The sequence below is a fragment of the Niabella terrae genome (assembly GCF_054783135.1).
Genome location: NZ_BAAGRD010000005.1, coordinates 149996 through 166898, shown reverse-complemented (window position 1 = coordinate 166898; position 16903 = coordinate 149996). Strand labels below are relative to the sequence as shown.

At 48.1% G+C, this 16903-nt stretch carries 19 protein-coding genes; 7 read left to right on the top strand and 12 right to left on the bottom strand.

Translation table 11 applies throughout. The features are described from left to right. Nucleotides 1-23: 23 nt before the first annotated feature. Nucleotides 24-452, bottom strand: coding sequence for an META domain-containing protein (locus tag ACYVI9_RS06650; protein WP_460762336.1), 429 nt, complete (start codon nucleotides 450-452; stop codon nucleotides 24-26). A 213-nt stretch (nucleotides 453-665) separates the two neighbouring features. Between ACYVI9_RS06650 and ACYVI9_RS06645 the strand changes: the two genes are divergently transcribed. Continuing rightward, nucleotides 666-1346 (top strand): metal-dependent hydrolase, encoded by a 681-nt coding sequence (locus ACYVI9_RS06645; protein WP_460762333.1) that lies wholly within the window; start codon nucleotides 666-668, stop codon nucleotides 1344-1346. Between the two features lie 14 nt (nucleotides 1347-1360). Here ACYVI9_RS06645 and ACYVI9_RS06640 read toward each other — a convergent pair whose 3' ends face one another. From ACYVI9_RS06640 to ACYVI9_RS06615, 6 genes are all read right to left on the bottom strand, one after another. Next, nucleotides 1361-2125 carry an META domain-containing protein gene (locus ACYVI9_RS06640; protein WP_460762331.1) on the bottom strand — a complete coding sequence of 255 codons (765 nt, stop codon included), beginning with the start codon at nucleotides 2123-2125 and terminating at the stop codon, nucleotides 1361-1363. 148 nt (nucleotides 2126-2273) lie between these two features. Then, nucleotides 2274-3764, bottom strand: coding sequence for a type III PLP-dependent enzyme domain-containing protein (locus ACYVI9_RS06635; RefSeq protein ID WP_460762328.1), 1491 nt, complete (start codon nucleotides 3762-3764; stop codon nucleotides 2274-2276). A 179-nt stretch (nucleotides 3765-3943) separates the two neighbouring features. Beyond that, nucleotides 3944-4288 carry a 50S ribosomal protein L20 gene (gene rplT, locus ACYVI9_RS06630; RefSeq protein ID WP_460762325.1) on the bottom strand — a complete coding sequence of 115 codons (345 nt, stop codon included), beginning with the start codon at nucleotides 4286-4288 and terminating at the stop codon, nucleotides 3944-3946. Between the two features lie 48 nt (nucleotides 4289-4336). Further along, a complete protein-coding gene (rpmI, locus tag ACYVI9_RS06625) occupies nucleotides 4337-4648 on the bottom strand; it encodes a 50S ribosomal protein L35 (protein ID WP_460762322.1) in 312 nt (103 codons plus the stop codon). A 1-nt stretch (nucleotide 4649) separates the two neighbouring features. Further along, entirely contained in the window at nucleotides 4650-5747 is a 1098-nt protein-coding gene (locus tag ACYVI9_RS06620) for an acyltransferase family protein (RefSeq protein ID WP_460762319.1), read from the bottom strand. A gap of 142 nt (nucleotides 5748-5889) precedes the next feature. After that, nucleotides 5890-7011 carry an endonuclease/exonuclease/phosphatase family protein gene (locus ACYVI9_RS06615; protein WP_460762317.1) on the bottom strand — a complete coding sequence of 374 codons (1122 nt, stop codon included), beginning with the start codon at nucleotides 7009-7011 and terminating at the stop codon, nucleotides 5890-5892. A gap of 304 nt (nucleotides 7012-7315) precedes the next feature. On the opposite strand from ACYVI9_RS06615, the gene ACYVI9_RS06610 reads away from it, so the two are divergent. Continuing rightward, complete coding sequence (locus tag ACYVI9_RS06610; protein WP_460762313.1) at nucleotides 7316-9559, top strand: cation:proton antiporter domain-containing protein; 2244 nt, start codon at nucleotides 7316-7318, stop codon at nucleotides 9557-9559. Nucleotides 9560-9593: 34 nt separating this feature from the next. Here the strand turns inward: ACYVI9_RS06610 and ACYVI9_RS06605 are convergent, their stop codons facing one another. Then, the gene (locus ACYVI9_RS06605) at nucleotides 9594-10244 is read right to left on the bottom strand and encodes a hypothetical protein (RefSeq protein WP_460762311.1); all 651 of its coding nucleotides are present in this window, start codon (nucleotides 10242-10244) and stop codon (nucleotides 9594-9596) included. Between the two features lie 212 nt (nucleotides 10245-10456). Here ACYVI9_RS06605 and ACYVI9_RS06600 point away from each other — a divergent pair, with 212 nt between their 5' ends. From ACYVI9_RS06600 to ACYVI9_RS06585, 4 genes are all read left to right on the top strand, one after another. Continuing rightward, nucleotides 10457-10867 (top strand): DoxX family protein, encoded by a 411-nt coding sequence (locus ACYVI9_RS06600; protein WP_460762308.1) that lies wholly within the window; start codon nucleotides 10457-10459, stop codon nucleotides 10865-10867. A 106-nt stretch (nucleotides 10868-10973) separates the two neighbouring features. Next, a complete protein-coding gene (locus tag ACYVI9_RS06595) occupies nucleotides 10974-11399 on the top strand; it encodes an acyl-CoA thioesterase (protein WP_460762305.1) in 426 nt (141 codons plus the stop codon). Next, entirely contained in the window at nucleotides 11386-12360 is a 975-nt protein-coding gene (locus tag ACYVI9_RS06590; protein WP_460762303.1) for a site-2 protease family protein, read from the top strand. Before ACYVI9_RS06595 ends, ACYVI9_RS06590 begins: the two co-directional genes overlap by 14 nt. Before the next feature lie 32 nt (nucleotides 12361-12392). Beyond that, nucleotides 12393-12770 (top strand): VOC family protein, encoded by a 378-nt coding sequence (locus tag ACYVI9_RS06585; protein ID WP_460762300.1) that lies wholly within the window; start codon nucleotides 12393-12395, stop codon nucleotides 12768-12770. A gap of 212 nt (nucleotides 12771-12982) precedes the next feature. On the opposite strand, the gene ACYVI9_RS06580 is transcribed toward ACYVI9_RS06585, so the two are convergent. The 3 genes from ACYVI9_RS06580 to ACYVI9_RS06570 all read right to left on the bottom strand — a co-directional run bounded on the left by ACYVI9_RS06580 (nucleotide 12983) and on the right by ACYVI9_RS06570 (nucleotide 15032). Then, nucleotides 12983-13396: a hypothetical protein gene (locus ACYVI9_RS06580; protein ID WP_460762297.1), complete on the bottom strand. Its 414-nt coding sequence runs from the start codon at nucleotides 13394-13396 to the stop codon at nucleotides 12983-12985. 161 nt (nucleotides 13397-13557) lie between these two features. Further along, nucleotides 13558-14859, bottom strand: coding sequence for a Gfo/Idh/MocA family protein (locus ACYVI9_RS06575; protein WP_460762295.1), 1302 nt, complete (start codon nucleotides 14857-14859; stop codon nucleotides 13558-13560). Further along, on the bottom strand, nucleotides 14856-15032 hold the full coding sequence (locus ACYVI9_RS06570) for a hypothetical protein (RefSeq protein WP_460762292.1): 177 nt from the start codon (nucleotides 15030-15032) through the stop codon (nucleotides 14856-14858). The genes ACYVI9_RS06575 and ACYVI9_RS06570 overlap by 4 nt, the downstream gene beginning before the upstream one ends. 23 nt (nucleotides 15033-15055) lie before the next feature. On the opposite strand from ACYVI9_RS06570, the gene ACYVI9_RS06565 reads away from it, so the two are divergent. Further along, complete coding sequence (locus tag ACYVI9_RS06565; protein WP_460762289.1) at nucleotides 15056-16405, top strand: 3-keto-disaccharide hydrolase; 1350 nt, start codon at nucleotides 15056-15058, stop codon at nucleotides 16403-16405. A 170-nt stretch (nucleotides 16406-16575) separates the two neighbouring features. On the opposite strand, the gene ACYVI9_RS06560 is transcribed toward ACYVI9_RS06565, so the two are convergent. Next, nucleotides 16576-16878 (bottom strand): DUF1330 domain-containing protein, encoded by a 303-nt coding sequence (locus ACYVI9_RS06560; RefSeq protein ID WP_460762287.1) that lies wholly within the window; start codon nucleotides 16876-16878, stop codon nucleotides 16576-16578. Between the last annotated feature and the right edge of the window lie 25 nt (nucleotides 16879-16903).

Genomic DNA, 16903 nt, shown 5'->3' with positions numbered 1-16903 from the left:
GCACCGAAAACGCGGCAAATCCCTTAATCCCAGTCTGCCGCTACTGCTTCTATCAGGGTATTGCCCGCAGCATCCTGAAAGGATATCTGGTGTCCCTTCAGCTCATATTTCTTGATTTCGGGAAGGGTTTTCACATAAGCGGCCTCAACTTCCATAAAATCCTTGCAGAACATCCGGGTTGTCGCCGCCTGTGAAAAGCTGATGCTTCCTGCCCCGTCAGTGGTCGTCTTGAACATGGCCCGGTTGCAGCCTGCCTTGCCGCCGGTTTTGGTTAAATCGGTCAGATCGATGGATGCGCCGGAGCGAATCACCAGGCTGTCTGCTACGCCCGGAAGGGTTTTTAACATCCACTGTCTTTTTATTTGTGATTGATTATCACTGCTTTGCACTTTCGGACTGCAGGCTACTGCGGCCACTAGGACCAGAATTAGAAAAAAATGAATCGATTTCATGTCTATTGGTTTTAATGGTAATTAATGGTCCGGACCCGGATTTGCATCCGAAGTCTGGCTTTTTCTATATGTACTGCATTAGATGCTGATTTATTGTGGCTACATGTCTAAAAACGTTAAAAATCGTATAAAGCGGACACAGTAAATTTCGGTAGCAGCGCAGCTTCCTTTCCAAAAGCCGTAAAATTTAATAGCTTAGCAAAAAATATCAATATGCAATTCACTTATCTGGGCCAATCCGGATTTACAGTGGATCTGGGCGGTAAACGATTATTATTTGATCCTTTTATTACCGGCAATCCTCTGGCCAAACACCTGAATCCCCTTGATATTCAGGCAGATTATATCTTAATTTCCCATGGCCATGGCGATCATGTGGCCGACGCCGTCCTGATTGCCACCCATACCGGCGCCAAAGTTATCGCCTGCCCGGAAATCTGCGGTTGGCTCGCGGCACAGGGCATTACCAACCTCCATGAACTGAATCACGGGGCGCCGGTGGATTTCGAGTTTGGTCGGGTGCGGGCGGTAAACGCCATTCATTCCTCCAACCTGCCGGACGGTTCCTACGGAGGTAATCCGCTGGGCTTTGTGGTCAGCGGATCCGGTCAGCATTTCTATTTTGCGGGAGACACGGCACTGACCATGGATATGCAGCTGATTCCGATGTTTGCCGAACTGGATTTCGCGGTACTGCCGATTGGTGGCAACTACACCATGGGTGTGGCAGACGCCATAATTGCCGCTGATTTTATCAAATGTGATACCCTTATCGGGGTGCATTACAATACGTTTGATCTGATTCAAATTGACACCGAACAGGCCCAACATGCCTTCACGGCGGCGGGTAAAAAATTATTGCTGCCTGCGGTGGGTGAAACCATCGAAATTTAAGTATTCCGTTAGACTTAGAGGGCCGACCGGGCACGCAGCAGCAACTGGTCCTGCCGGTCAAAAAGCCGAAGGATATTGCCGACAATCTGGTATTTGGCCACAAGGGGCAGCATTTTCCCAAAGACCTCCTCGTTTCGGGCCGCCGCTGCACAAAATTTCCGGGTGGCAGCCCCTCCGGTAATCCTTAGTAAATAAGGTGGTTGCTGGTGGATTTGCAAACGAAACTGATTACAGCCCAGATGGGCGACGCTGCCATCTGCCTGACGCAGGTCCAGAAAGGCCTGATCTTTCTTTAATTGTTCGGAATCTCCGTTGATCATTTCCAGAATCTGCCAGTTGCGCTGCAGGCTGCCGTTCTCGTCATCCGGCGCTTTGACGGCCCGAAGCAGCTGGTTGCCCGCACTGTTGCTTAGCACCAATTCCTCCTGTGACAGGGAAAAGCGGCTGATGCCGGCCAGCAGCGGGTAAAGGGAATTTACAGAAAGACAATTGCCGGCTACGGTAGTCAGGTGACTGAGCTGCATACGTCCTCCTCTTCCATATTTTGGAACAAAATAATATCCCTGGCAATCCCGTTTAACCCAACTATGCGCCGGGTCCCGTAAATCGATAAAAGCACTGTCTCCGGCCGGCTTTTGGTCTATTTCGATGATCTTCCATTTATGATGCAGCGCCTCCGTATGCATAGTGCTGCCCGGCGGTGCGGTATGCCGGCTACAGCCGGCCAGTAGCAGGATGGAGAACATCAATAGGGAAAAACCTTGAAAGTACACCCGCATCGTATCGCATTTAAGTTTCTAAATTACGGGCTTTACCCGATTATGGCAAACAGAAACCAAGGGTCCGGCAAGTGTATCTGAGAACCTGGAAATTGAATTTGCAGGCCAGGTAGATAAAGATCAAACAGCCTTCCGGCGTTCCGGGTGCTTATTTGAGGTAGCCCAGAATTTTGAGCATGCTCTGGGCAGACTGTTCCTTCGCATAAACCCATTCAGTCAGCTTACCATTCTTGTCGTACTCCAGGATAACGTGCTTGGGCGAAGGTATCAGGCAATGCTTAATGCCTCCATAACCAGAAATCTGGTCCTGATAGGCCCCTGTATGAAAGAAGCCGACATACAGTGGTTCCTTATTCTGCTCTTCCCGCTCCTGCCGGTCCGCCGGTTTTTCTGCCGGCATTTCAATTCTTTCGTGCAGGTCTTTGGCCGGAGGATCTGATTTTATTTTTGGCAGGAAAACCTCATTGATATGTTCCTCACTATCGTAGTAATCGTGCCCGTCGCAGGTAATACCCCCCAATACCACCCGCTGGTATTCATTGTCCCATTTATTAATCGGCAGCATTAGAAAACGCTCGCCAATGCCCCAGGTATCGGGCAGTGTCGTGATAAAGGAAGAATCGATCATATACCAGGTTTCCCGGTCATTCTGTCTTTTCTCACCGATCACGCTATAAATATGGGCCATACTCTCTCCCACGGTATAACTCCCGAATTCTGTGTAGATATTGGGTACCGGTACTTTGGCTTTCTTACAGGCCGACTTTATATTACTTACGATTTCATTGATCATAAACTGATAGTCATAATCAAATGCCAGACTGTGCTTTATCGGAAAGCCGCCGCCAATATTCAAAGAATCCAGTTCGGGACAGATTTTCCGCAGCTGACAGTAGAGGTTGATGCTTTTACGCAATTCACTCCAGTAATAGATATCGTCCTTGATTCCCTTATTTAAAAAGATATGCAGCATCTTTAACTGGAACTTATCTTCATTGCCCTCAATTTCATCTACATAAAACTCCAGAATGTCCTTGGCCTTGATGCCCAGCCGGGACGTATAAAAAGGAAAAGTCGGCTCTTCTTCCGCAGCAATCCGGATCCCTATTTTAAAGGGTTCCTTGGTACGAATACTGCGTTTGTAAAGGTTTAATTCTTCTTTATTATCCAGCACCGGAATCACATTCCGGAATCCGCTGTTGATCAGTTTGGCGATCCGGGAAGTGTAGTTTTTCTGCTTGAAGCCGTTACAGACAATGCTGATGTCTTTGGTAATCTTGCGTCTTTTGTATAACTGGTTGATGATTTCAATATCATAGGCATAGGAGGTTTCCAGATGGACATTATGCTGGAGCGCCTCTTCTACCACGAAAGAGAAATGAGAACTTTTGGTGCAATAAGTATAGAAATATTTCCCATCATACTTATATTTCCTGATGGCATTGGCAAAATACTGTTTGGCCTTGTTGATATTGATACCGATTTTGGGCAGATAGCTTACTTTTAGCGGGGTGCCGTGCTTCTCTACCAGGGCTTTATAATCGATACCATTAAAGATAAGATCGCCTTTCTTTACTTCAATACCTTCCTGAGGAAAGTTAAAGGTCTGTTCCACCAGTCCCAGATATGAATTATTCATTTGCCATGACGCCGGCTGCACCGGCACTTATTGGTTTTTAAATAAGGACGCTAAATTATGAAAATAAGCAATTGGGTATCCGAAAATCTGAAATAAGCTCCGGGGACTTGTTCCGGGCTGTAAAAAGAAAAAAGGCAACGTCCGCAGACATCGCCTTCATTATTTTAGGCTTATACGACTTATTTAACGGAGGCCACCAGCGCTTTAAACGCTTCGGGATTGTTCATCGCTAAATCTGCCAGTACTTTACGATCCAGTTCGATCCCTTTTTCGTGAAGCAGGTTGATGAAGCGGGAATAGGTCAAACCCTCTTCACGAACTGCCGCATTAATACGGGCAATCCATAAAGTGCGGTAATCTCTTTTTTTCAGTTTACGACCCACATACATGTAGGTCATCCCTTTTTCCACAACGTTCTTGGCTACGGTATATACATTCTTACGTTTGCCATAGAACCCTTTGGCTTGTTTTAATATTTTTTTTCTGCGTGCTTTGGAAGCTACTGCATTTACTGAACGAGGCATATCTGATAAGTTTAATTGTTAAGAGTATACTGATTTACAGTCTGAGCATTATTTCAGTCTCAGCAAACGTTTTACAAAATCCAGATTGGGTTTTGCCACAACGCCGTCAAGACGCATATGACGTTTACGTTTTGTGGATTTTTTGGTCAGGATGTGACGTTTGAAACTCTTTTGGTGGGTGATTTTGCCCGTAGCTGTTACTTTAAAGCGCTTCTTGGCGCTGGAGTTTGTTTTTACCTTTGGCATGGTAAATTGATATTTATTATGACACCCTTGAGGCGTTTCCGCACCGGCGGAATCCTTTTCGAACCTCTTCAGGCAATGCCGATTCAAAAAATCGGAGGGCAAAGGTACGCTCATTTTACGATTTATCGGCTGTTTCGGATTTATTTTTTTGTTTCATAATGATTGTCAGACGTTTACGGACCGGTTCGTCAAAATATTTGAGGACCAGCCAGGCCAGGATCAGGGCAGCCACCAGTATCAGGCCCGAAGCACGATACAGCGCCGGCATCCCCGGATTGGTGGCGGCATAAGCACCCAGGATCCAGATCATCCAGTAATGAACCATGTACAGGGGATAGGAAACGGCGCCCAGTGCCAGGCCAAAGCGGTGCACCCAGCCCCTGGCCCGGCTGCCGGCTCCCAGGGCAATTAGTAAAGGGAAAGCCAGCACCACCAATAGTAATTCTACCAGCCAATCCCGATCGGTATGCGGGATCAGGAAGATGCCGACTAACAAGAGGGTGAAGGTCCAGAACGGGATTCGGTTTGCGACAACCAGCCGGAATCGGTAGACCGTCAGGCCTGCGATAAAAGAAAACAGGACGCGGGCATAACCGTCCCTATAACTGGCCGCGGACCAGCCGCCGATGATGATGCCTTCTGTGGCCGCTACCCAAATCAGAAAGGCTGCTGCTGCCACCAGAAAAACCAAGAGCAGCCGTCGGGAAAGATGCACCAGCACAAATACATAGAACAGGTTGATAAAATATTCCATGGACAGTGACCAGGCGGGTGCATTCAGCGGAAATACATTTCCGTACCGGCCCAGGATGGGTGCGGGTAGCAGCAGCAGGGAACCAAGGGTTGCAACCAGGATACGACTCCAACCAAATTCCTGTACAGGCGATACGGTCGTAAAAGAATCCAGAAAAAGTCCCGCCAGCCCCAGCAGGGTGCCCAGTATCACCAGGGGTTGCAGCCGAATGAGCCGATTCAGCAGGAAACGTTTCACGCCAATTGTCGCTACGCGGTTGTCATAGGCATAGCCGATGACAAATCCGGAAAGACAGAAGAAGAAATCCACCGCTAAATAACCGTGGGCAACCGGATTATCAGTGAGCTCCGGGGTAAGTATTTCGTAACAATGAAAAATGACAATAATAATGGCAGCGATACCCCGCATACCATCCAGAATGGCGTAATGGGGCTTTGTGGTGGTCTGTTGAAACTGCATGTCGCTATTTGAACTCGATTGAATGTTGAAAATCGGTAAAAATAGGATATTCCCGGCGCCGGCACCTGATTTTTAGAACACCAGATGTTGGATAAAAGGCGTCGAAACCCGAGATACTAACGTTGCGGTCAGCCCGCTGTTGCTACTTCCTGCTGATGCGAAAACGGGTCAGCAGGGCGCGGTGGTCAGAGGGCCAAACCGATTGGGGAAGCCGGATATTGGCTGCATCAGGGTCTGCTTCCTGACGGCCCGCAATCCAGGAAAGCCCCGGGCCGATCAGCCAGCTGGCAACAGGCCGGATGCGTCCATCATCAAAATAATATATGAAATCGATGCGGTCGCGCTCATCGGCCTCGTTGATCCAGGGTTGACGAACCACCCAGGTAAAGCCCGGGTAAAGGACTTCATCCGGCCAGCGTTCCCGAAAGCTGTCTTTAAACCCGTGTGCATACAGACTTCGGGAGCTGGGCCAGTTCACTACTGCTCCGTTATGGTCAAACAAATGACTGGTTCTTTCCGTCCAGTCCAGATGCGACGCTTCATTAAAATCCCCCGCCAGTAATATCAGGCCACCCCTGGCTTTTTCCGCGGCTGCATCCTGCAGAAATCCAGCTATGGCGGCGGGCCTTGTGGACTTTGCATCCTCCGCCAGTAGCGCGGTGGCAGCTGTTATTGGCGACGGTAGTTTCTTTCCGGATCCATCATAGCCCCGGGGCAGGTATTGTGCATAATGCGTATAATCCAGGTGTGCGCTGTAAACCGCCAACCTTACCCCCTCCGGTTCGACGATGATTTTATGCAGGGAAGGCAGGCTATCACCTTGATAAAATGCAAGAATTGGATGCCTGCTGATGAGTCCGCTGCCCTGGCTGCTTTTAAAGTAATATTTCAGACCCCGGTTTTGCAGACTATCGGTTAGGCGCTGCAGGAAATCTATATGATTGTAATTACGTATTTCTATTAATGAGACAAAATCCGGCCGGTACGCTGCGATTTCATCTACAATACCAGTAAAGCCTCCGGGCACTTTGGTTCCTTCCTGCCATATATTAAACTGCATCAGTGATACGTAAATGTCGGCTCCCCTTCCACCTGAATCAGCCAGGGTCGAAGTCCTGCCTTTTAATCTGGCGGGCCCGCATCCGATTAAGACTAGGACCAGCAGCAGCCACCGGATGGCAGCAGAACCGCCGGCGTGGGAAAATCTGCTGCCGTCTTTTAACAGGCAGGATTGGGCTTCTTGATCTATACAATAAAAACGCATGGGCTCAAAATTTAAGTCTACCGGCAAAGCCCATTTCCCTTAGGCGCTGCAGCTGCAATTTACTGCATTAGCCCGGAGCTGCGTTTCCTGTATGTCAGCATTTTAGATTTGCGACATTGACCCGAAAATAAAATTGTAAAAAATCCATTTTTTTTCTATATTCGGTGCTAACCGAAAGTTCCGTAATTCCGGAAATATCAACATTTGCACCCATTAATTTTGTGTTTCATCAATTATTGTAAGATGGACATCTCAGTATGACCATCTACAATCGGGGAGATTTTGAAGGCGGTTAATAAAATATATGACGCATCTACCACATTTAATATCCGATCTTGCTTTAATACTGGGGGTCGCCGCAGTGATCACCATTATCTTTAAGCGTCTCAAGCTGCCGTTGATACTGGGTTACCTGGTATCGGGTATTCTGATCAGCCCGAATTTTAAAATTTTCCCCCCTCAGGTCTATGAAATCAGCGCCGTACAGACATGGGGAGAGATTGGTGTGATTTTTCTGCTGTTTAGTTTGGGGCTGGAATTCAGTTTTAAAAAACTGGCCAAACTAGGTGGTTCAGCAACAACGGCCGCGGGCTTTGAGGCGGTAGGCATGGCAGTGGTGGGTTTCTTTCTTGGCCGGTTGATGAACTGGCCCTATATGGACTGCATTTTTCTGGGAGCCTGCCTGACTATTTCCTCTTCTTCCGTAATCATTAAAACCTTTAATGATCTTAATCTCAAACAGCGAAACTTTGCCGGACTGGTCTATGGCATACTTGTGGTGGAAGATTTGATTGCCGTGATTCTGCTTGTTTTACTGGGTACATTTGTAGCCAGCCATGCTTTTGATGCGACCGAAATCCTGATGTCCGTTTTCAAACTGATTTTTTTCCTGGTCCTCTGGTTCATCGGTGGCATCCTTTTGGTACCCTCCATACTAAAGCGAGCCCGTAAATTTCTTTCTGATGAGATTCTGCTGATCATTTCAGTCGCCATGTGTTTTGTGATGGTTTATTTTTCTGCTCAGGCAGGCTTCTCTGCAGCGCTGGGCGCTTTCGTAATGGGATCACTACTGGCGGAAACCACAAAGGCGGAAAAAATTGAACACCTGATCATTCCGGTGCGTGATCTCTTTGGCGCCATCTTTTTTATCTCTGTGGGCATGTTGGTGGATTTGAACATCATCGCGGAGTATTACCTGCCCATACTGCTGATTGCAGCTACAGTCATCGTCGGGAAATCAATTATCATTACCACCGGTGCTTTCATTTCAGGCAATTCGCTTCGCATCTCACTTCAAACCGGGATGAGTCTCGCGTTGATCGGTGAATTCTCTTTTTTGATTGCGTCCCTGGGAAACCGCTTCGATGTTATTTCCGACAAACTGTACCCCATTATTATCGTCGTCTCCGCCCTGACCATTTTCACAGCTCCTTACCAGACACTGGCCAGCGTACCGGTATATAACTGGATTAACAGCAAGTTGCCTGCCACCTGGCAGGAAAGACTGAACCGGTATAGCGTGGAAGCAACCGCACTCCGGTCGGTGAGCGACTGGCATGCGGTGCTGAAATCTTTTTTGTCGAATTGCATCATTTTTTCGGTGATTGTAACGGCACTGATCATCATCAGTACCGCCTACCTGTTGCCCTGGCTCCGTGAACTGGGATATAACTTCGGAAGTATTTCCACCATTATTATCACCCTGGGAGCCATGTCACCCTTCCTTTGGGCGCTAATAATACGCAACGAAAAAAACGAAAGTTTTATACGCATATATGCCCAGCAACGATACCTGGGACCGATTTGGATCATGCGGGCCATTAAGCTGGTGCTCGCTTTATTTTTCATGCTCCTGTTGCTGAGAAGTGTGTACTCCCGGGACGTGGCTATATTAACTGCGCTGGTTCTGGTCATCCTGCTCGTGATCTTTCGTAAAAGACTGCAACGTACCTATAATGATATTGAAGCAAGGTTTATCAGAAACCTGAACACCCGGGAAATTGAAGCTAAAAGGTTACTGGCCGAACAGGCGGCATTGCGGCGCAACACCAGCATGGCACCCTGGGACGCGCATTTATCCGCTTTCGATGTTCCTTCAGAATCTATCAATATCACCGGTCGGAAACTGGAAGATCTGCAGTGGCGGGAAAGAGTCGGCATCAATGTTGCCATGATCAAGCGGGGACTCATTACCATTATCCCACCAGATAAAAATGATATGATATTTCCGGGAGACAAACTCTATATTATCTGCACTGACAGTCAGGAACGTAAGATATCCGCCTTGCTTCGCCCGGATAAAAAACTAACTGAAAATCGTCCTGAAGTGGAGATGAAACTGGATCAGATTATAATCGGCGCCGAGTCCCCTTTTCTGAATAGAAATATTCACGAATCGGACCTGCGGAACAAGGCCCACGGTCTGGTAGTCGGTGTGGAAAGAAACGGCGAACGTTTCCTTAATCCCGAATCTACCTGGATCTTCCAGGAAGGAGATGTTGTCTGGATCGTCGGAGAGAAAAAATTAATCAATACCATTGCTGAATAATGGCGCTCCTGATCCATTCTGCCATGACGATTTCTTAACGCAATTGGTAAGTAGACGAGGGTTCCTTTGTATCCAATTGCTGCCGGTTACCACTTGCAGTTTTACTACAACCATTGACAGAGAAATACCATGCGCCGGCCGCCAGGGCCAGTCCGAGTAATATCCACATCAGTAACCGGCTTTGGGGCCGGGGTTCCTCCTGTTGGCTGAGTTCCTGCCGCATGGCTCCGGTAGTGGTTTCCCTGTCACCCACCAGCGATGCATGGCTGCTATTTTCACGTAATACTTTCTGCGCTGTTACCGGACTAAATGGTGAAAGCTCTTCCTGCTGCGGGGTAAATAAAACAGCGCCCTCATTATATTCCAACTGTCCCAGCTCTGGCCAAAGCACCTGCTCCCCATTCATCAGCCGGCGTTCCAGATCCTGAACAAACTGCTCAAATCGTTCCCTGCCCGCTTCGCGGGTCAGCTGCATGCGCGTCGACAACCAGTCATAGAGGGGACCATTCTGCAATGCTTCCACCGGATTGTTATCAGCGCGAAAATGCAGATTCCAGTCAGGTGCTTCAATGGTAGCTGTCGACATATCTGCCCGGGCATTACGGGGACGAATTTCAAAAACCCCAATTCGGGGCAGTGCCAGACTTTTATGTTCCAGTAAATAGTTGGATAATAGATTGAACATACCGTCAAATTTAAAACGAATATAGTCAATCGCAGGCTTTCTTCGGGAACACCTGCGGATATCATCGCCGGTACATCTTATTGCCCTGTACATGGCCCCTTACGGCAAACTACTGCCACTTAATAACCTGGGTTATATGGGGATGGCTTCGTTCTTTAAAAAAAAGCTTTTTTTTCCACAAGCTTTCCTAAGTTTGTTTGCAAAAAGACATTATGAAGTTAATGACGAGTAAATATGCAGAGCCTTCCGTGAGTATCGCCCTGTTGTTCCTCCGTGTGATTTCCGGGTCTGCCCTCCTGGTAGACCACGGTATGAAAAAATTGTCCAATTTCAGCGCAATTGCCGAAAAAGGCTTTGCGGACCCTTTTTACATTGGCACCAAGGCATCTTTAAGCCTGGCCATTTTCTCCGAAGTATTCTGTGCCGGTTTGATTATTCTCGGTCTGCTGACCCGGCTGGCATCGATTCCGTTAATCATTACGATGGTGGTCGCTTTGTTCTTTGCGCATGGTGGTGACCTGTATGGCGAAGGGGAAATGGCCGGTATCTATCTGGTCGTATTTATAGCCCTTTTCCTGATGGGTCCCGGAAAATACAGTCTGGATAAAGTCATCGGCAAGTGAACTACCCATTTGCTAAAGACAAATGTATTTTACAATTATACAAAGAACAGTTTTCTGCCTTAGAAACTAAAGACTTTTGGGTTTTACGGCAGGTTTTATAAATACCATGTTTACAGCTGAAACAACGATCCGGGTACGCTATGCAGAGACCGATCAGATGGGTGTCGTCTATCACGGCAACTATTTTCAGTACTTTGAAGTTTCCCGCGCAGAATCCATCCGGCAACTGGGATTTACTTATGCCGATATGGAGAAAATGGGTGTTGTAATGCCTGTGGTAGAAGTCCAGTGCCGTTACCTGCGGCCCGCTTTCTATGACGAGTTGCTGACGGTAACCGTCCGGCTGCGGGAACTTCCCCAAGACCATAAGGTCTGGTTTGAACAGGAGCTGTATAATGAAAGAAAAGAATTGCTGGCTTCTGCCCGGATATTGCTTTATTTCATCGACGCCCAGGACCGCAGCCGCAGTAAAATGCCCGAAGCCCTTCACAAGCGATTCACTCCTTATTTTTCAGCCGATGACAGCCGCTGAAAATCAAGTTACAGACGCGCCGGGAGTCAACCTGCCTCCTAAATTTCCGCTGACGGCAGATCATCGTACGCAATGGATCAGGGGGCTGTACAGCCTGGTCCTCTACCTGGGTCTGGGTTATATGGTATTGAGGCGCTGGGATCTGCTGTTGCTGTTATCAGGTGTGCTGTTGCTGCATGAAGCGGGGCATTTTTTGGCCATGAAATACTACCGCTACCAGGACCTGGGTATCTTATTTCTTCCTTTTCTCGGCGCGTTGGTAAGGGGCAGAAAAAATCAGATCAGCCAACAGCAGAGTGCCGTAATCCTGTTGGCGGGTCCCCTGCCCGGCCTTCTGCTAGGACTTTTGCTGGCGGCCATCTCCAAAGACCAGCCCTTGTATTTGGGCCAGGTTCCGCTTGATTTTGTGGCGCAGCTGTTGATCTGGGCCAATCTCCTCAACCTGCTACCGGTCTATCCGCTGGACGGCGGGCAGCTGCTCAACCGGGTGTACCTGGATGAAGAAGGCCGGCTCAGTACTATTTTTATGATTTTATCAGCCGGTATCACCGGCTGGCTGGCAATCTATACAGAAATCTATCTGCTGTTTGTTTTTCCTGCGCTATTTATCTATCGCTTAATCGCAACCCGAAGCAATCAGAAATTGGAAAAAGAAATGGAAGCTGCCGGCCTGCCCCTGGAAAATAGCTATGAAAATCTTCCGGATGCAGATTACTGGCAGATCCGTAGCGCCCTTATACAACATGTTCCCTCCCTGCAACAGCTGGACCCACCTCCTTATACCTATAGCGCGCGGGAAGAAAAAATCGCCCAAATGGTGGCCTCGGTATTACAGCGAACCCTGCTGATGGATATAGGCCTGTTCGGAAAACTGCTGATCGGTCTGATCTGGATACTGGCGCTGTTCGCGCCCTGGTTGACGGAAACCAGCTTCTCCATTTTAGGGTATTTGGGCAGATAGCCGTAGTTTTAATCAATCAGAAATATTTAATTATGAAAATCCCTAAAGGACACCAACCCCTCATGCCCTATCTCATTTTAAAGAATGCGCTCGGCTTCATCGATTTTACCCGGGATGTTTTTGGTGCTGAGGAAGTATTCAAAAGTTATCGGGACAATGACAATCAGATCATCATGCATGCAGAAGTCCGAATTAATGGCTGTAATATCATGTTTGCCGACGTGAACGAATTTTTCGATGTCGCAAATGCCAATCTCTTCCTGTATGTGGAAGATGCCGACTTCAGCTTTCAAAAAGCACTGGATCACGGAGCAACTGTTGTCAACAAACTGGCGGATCAGGACTATGGCCGCAGCGGCGGCATCAAGGATCCCTTCGGCAATACCTGGTGGCTTACCAGTATGCGCTAATAGATATTAGCGTATTTTGTGCAACAAGCCGTCCCGCTACAGTGCATCAGCCTGCAGGCCGGAAGGATGTCGTCCAAACAGCTGGTAACGAAGTCGGGGCGACATAAAGCAAACCGGAATCGGGCAGCTCGGTCCCGGCTTAGAACAAACGGAACGGTCCGGCTGCTTACATTACAATCTCCGTCAAAAGGATTATCGCCGGCGCTGCCTGGCTAGCGGATCTGGCTGACCGTAAAATGAACGACCTTCTCACTGCGCACCAAGGTTTTACCGGGATCTGGGGTGATACTGTCCAGCTGAAACAGGTATTTGAGCTCCCCTTCATTCAGGGTATAGGTACTGCCCAGTCCCGCTCTTCTGCAATCGGCTCCACTGCAAAGCTGAATATTGCGCTCCTTGTCCTGTTGTAACACATTGATCATCGCTATAGCTTCACCAGCACGGATACAGCGGGCGTTCATCGGACAGCGGCTTTCCCGAATCTCTTTAACGGTCAGCTGAAGGCCACCCAGCTGTTGCTGCTGATCAATTTTCAGGGCAAGCGGCGTAGCAGGTATGGACGTGGGTGCCGGCCCGGTCTTACAAGCCGTTACTGCCAATAAAATGATACCAATGACTGCTTTCATCTATTTGCTTTCAATAGTGAATTAATTGCGGATGAAACGGCTTCCAGTCCGGCGCATATGGCGTCCTTCATGGCAGCCTCATCCACTGTACTTCAAAACGATTCGCACAAAATAGGTCAAATTTCTTAAACCAATTCTACCATTCCCTCGCCCGAAACAATTTAAACCTGGGGTAATTTCCAGCCATTGTGATAATCCGGTTTTACCAGTCGGCTGGCTTCCCTGTTGTCAAATTTGTTTTTGGCATCGTCCCAGTATATTTTTTCACCGGTACGGACCGCAATATTTCCGAAATGACTGACAATCGCGACCCGGGCGCCGGCTTCAATCGGGCAATGGAGGTCCTGCTTGCGACGGCTTTTTACCACATCAATAAAATTGACGGCATGTTTATCCAGTCCTACATCTACGGATTTAGACCAGGGAACAGCCTCCATTTTATCTTTATCAGGGCGCACTTCCCAGCCGCGCCGGCTCAGCAGCAAAGTGCCATTGGATCCGATAAAAGCGATCCCGTGCTGCATATTATACAAACCGACGCCGGTCGCCATATTGTGCTCCCAGCTCATCTGAAAGTTCCCGAAATCATATAAGGCTGTCTGGATATCCGGAGTCTCACGGGCATCACCCGGAAATACATATTTACCGCCGGTAGCCATTACCGATTTGGGAATACCGGCTTTCATGCCCATCAATACCATATCTATGAGGTGCACCCCCCAGTCGGTCATCAGGCCGCCGGCATAGTCCCAGAACCACCGGAATTCATAATGAAAACGATTTTTATTGAAGGGCCGTTTGGAAGCCGGTCCGAGCCAGCGGTCATAGTGTACCCCCTGAGGAACCGGGCTATTGGGTACCACCGGCAGGGCTTTGGTGCCCGCCCGGTACATCCAGGCCTTGGTAGAAGAAACCGTTCCGAGTTTACCGGAATGTACAAAAGCCATCGCATCGTTAAAATGCTGCATGCTTCGCTGCCATTGGGCTACTTGTACGACGCGGTCGTAACGACCTGCCGCCTGCTGCATCAACTGGGCCTCATATATTGAATTGGCCACGGGTTTTTCACAAAACACATCTTTTCCGGCGGAACAGGCATCAATCATTTGCAAACAGTGCCAGTGATCGGGCGTTGCTACGACCACGATATCGATGTCCTTATCATCCAGCAGCTGGCGGTAATCAATATACTTTTTGGGTTTAATGTTAAGCTTTTCCAATTCGCCCAGGCGCTGACTCAAAACATTCTCGTCGATATCACAAAGCGCGATGCAGTTAACTTCCGGAACTTTCAGCAGTGCTTTCAGGTTATTCCAACCCTGCCCCCGGCATCCAATCACTCCCAGTGCGATCCTGTCATTGGCACTGACTTTATTTTTCATGGCAGCAAACAGGTCCTGAGAGAGCAGGGCTCCTGTACCAATTATTACACTTCTTCTGATAAAATTCCGACGATCATTCATTTGGCAATAGATTTTTTAAAAAGATTATTTAAATTTTTGAAGGTTTGATATATTTGAGGCTGGCTTGTCATGGCAAACGTACCTGGCGCAAGCTGAAAAAACCCTTCGCCGGCATTTTCAGAACAAATTTGCAAGAAAGTATCTGCCAGCCGCCGGGACCCGAAAATAAACATAGTTCACTATTAATACAAACATGATGAAAAAAATAGCAGGAGTTACCCTTATTGCCTTACTGATACAGAGCAGTTTACTGGCGCAATGGAAAGATCTTTTCAACGGAACGGATCTGACGGGCTGGAAACAATTAAACGGCAAAGCGAAGTACGAGGTTAAGGACGGTACGATTGTCGGTACAACGGTATTTGGCGAACCCAATTCGTTTATGGTGACCGAAAAAGACTACGGTGATTTTATACTCGAATTCGAATTTAAAGTGGACAACCGGATGAACTCGGGTGTGCAGTTCAGAAGTCTCAGCACTCCTGACTATCAAAAAGGCAGGGTACACGGCTATCAATTTGAAATAGATCCATCCGACCGGGCCTGGACTGGTGGCATATACGATGAAGCCAGAAGAGACTGGTTGTACCAGATGGACCTGAACCCCGCAGGGCAACATGCATTTAAGAAAGATCAGTGGAACAAAGCCCGGATTGAATGCATCGGTCATTCCATCAGAACCTGGGTGAATGGTATTGCCGCCGCGCATTTAATTGATGATATGACACCCAAAGGCTTTATCGCGCTGCAGGTACATGCGATTGGCAAACAGGAGGAAGCAGGACGTCAGATCAGCTGGCGTAATATCCGCATCCAGACCGAAAACCTGAAACCTGCACCCCTGGAGGGCGTCTTTGTCGTAAATATGATACCTAATAATCTCTCTGCTGCAGAAAAGAAAAACGGTGTCCGGTTATTATTTGACGGGGTGAGCACCAAGGGCTGGCGGGGTGCCTATAAAAAAAGTTTTCCTGAAAAAGGCTGGACTGTCAAGGAGGGTGTATTGGAAGTACTGCCTGCCAATGGTGGAGAATCTACCAATGGCGGCGATATCGTTTCTGATAAGACCTATGGCGCTTTTGTATTTCAGTTTGATTTCAAACTGACAGAGGGCGCCAACAGCGGTGTCAAATATTTTGTTACTGAAAACGAGCATAATAAAGGTTCTGCAATTGGTCTGGAATACCAGATCCTGGATGACGCCCGTCATCCTGACGCTAAACTGGGTCGTGATAACAACCGCACCCTGGCATCGCTCTATGACCTGATCGCGTCGAACCGCGAGCGGCGCGCCCGCAAGCAAATCGGTCAATGGAACAAGGGCATGATTAAAGTATATCCGGACAACCGGGTAGAACACTGGCTAAACGGCTGGAAAATGGTTACCTACACCCGCGGCTCCAAGGAATTTAATGCGCTGGTCGCCATCAGCAAATACAAGGACTGGAAAAATTTCGGCATGGCGCCCAAGGGGCATTTGCTATTACAGGACCATGGCAACCATGTATATTTCAGAAGCCTGAAAATTCAAGAACTGAAAAAATAAACCCGACGACCCATCTTCAGATAGTATCCCGGCCCCGCCTTCACAGTTGTCCAACAATCTTAATACCTAATCCTGCTACCGGCAGGGTTAGGTTTTTTTGTGATTATCAGTGTGAATGCATACTAGGTCCCCCTGCTTCGACAACATTTAGATAGTACGTGCGCAACCGCTCAAATAGCAACACCCTGAATTAACAATACCGATCTAATGGACTGCTCTTTTAAATGCAGCCATTGCCGGCGTGATTCATCCCGGGCAAATTCCTGAAAATCCTGTTCAGTAGGGAAGGTTGCCAGATGCAGTTCATAGGGCTTTTCACCGCTGATCTCAATAAAATCATTCTCCTGTGGCCGGATTCTGAATAGCAGTTGCCCGCGATATTGGGCAATCAGCGGTATGGCGACGGCTTCAAACTGATCAAAGACGGCCTCCTGCCCTTCATGCAGGTAAATCAACTGTGTTAAGTAAATCATTTTTTAAGATTATTGTTGCAACTAA

Coding starts and splice junctions, on each gene's coding strand:
- rplT (WP_460762325.1), bottom strand. CDS start 4,288: ATGCCTCGTTCAGTAAATGCAGTAGCTTCCAAAGCACGCAGAAAAAAA.
- ACYVI9_RS06610 (WP_460762313.1), top strand. CDS start 7,316: ATGACGCATCTACCACATTTAATATCCGATCTTGCTTTAATACTGGGG.
- ACYVI9_RS06635 (WP_460762328.1), bottom strand. CDS start 3,764: ATGAATAATTCATATCTGGGACTGGTGGAACAGACCTTTAACTTTCCT.
- ACYVI9_RS06640 (WP_460762331.1), bottom strand. CDS start 2,125: ATGCGGGTGTACTTTCAAGGTTTTTCCCTATTGATGTTCTCCATCCTG.
- ACYVI9_RS06590 (WP_460762303.1), top strand. CDS start 11,386: ATGACAGCCGCTGAAAATCAAGTTACAGACGCGCCGGGAGTCAACCTG.
- ACYVI9_RS06650 (WP_460762336.1), bottom strand. CDS start 452: ATGAAATCGATTCATTTTTTTCTAATTCTGGTCCTAGTGGCCGCAGTA.
- rpmI (WP_460762322.1), bottom strand. CDS start 4,648: ATGAGCGTACCTTTGCCCTCCGATTTTTTGAATCGGCATTGCCTGAAG.
- ACYVI9_RS06645 (WP_460762333.1), top strand. CDS start 666: ATGCAATTCACTTATCTGGGCCAATCCGGATTTACAGTGGATCTGGGC.
- ACYVI9_RS06620 (WP_460762319.1), bottom strand. CDS start 5,747: ATGCAGTTTCAACAGACCACCACAAAGCCCCATTACGCCATTCTGGAT.
- ACYVI9_RS06570 (WP_460762292.1), bottom strand. CDS start 15,032: ATGTTTATTTTCGGGTCCCGGCGGCTGGCAGATACTTTCTTGCAAATT.
- ACYVI9_RS06595 (WP_460762305.1), top strand. CDS start 10,974: ATGTTTACAGCTGAAACAACGATCCGGGTACGCTATGCAGAGACCGAT.
- ACYVI9_RS06575 (WP_460762295.1), bottom strand. CDS start 14,859: ATGAATGATCGTCGGAATTTTATCAGAAGAAGTGTAATAATTGGTACA.
- ACYVI9_RS06615 (WP_460762317.1), bottom strand. CDS start 7,011: ATGCGTTTTTATTGTATAGATCAAGAAGCCCAATCCTGCCTGTTAAAA.
- ACYVI9_RS06585 (WP_460762300.1), top strand. CDS start 12,393: ATGAAAATCCCTAAAGGACACCAACCCCTCATGCCCTATCTCATTTTA.
- ACYVI9_RS06605 (WP_460762311.1), bottom strand. CDS start 10,244: ATGTTCAATCTATTATCCAACTATTTACTGGAACATAAAAGTCTGGCA.
- ACYVI9_RS06580 (WP_460762297.1), bottom strand. CDS start 13,396: ATGAAAGCAGTCATTGGTATCATTTTATTGGCAGTAACGGCTTGTAAG.
- ACYVI9_RS06565 (WP_460762289.1), top strand. CDS start 15,056: ATGAAAAAAATAGCAGGAGTTACCCTTATTGCCTTACTGATACAGAGC.
- ACYVI9_RS06600 (WP_460762308.1), top strand. CDS start 10,457: ATGAAGTTAATGACGAGTAAATATGCAGAGCCTTCCGTGAGTATCGCC.
- ACYVI9_RS06560 (WP_460762287.1), bottom strand. CDS start 16,878: ATGATTTACTTAACACAGTTGATTTACCTGCATGAAGGGCAGGAGGCC.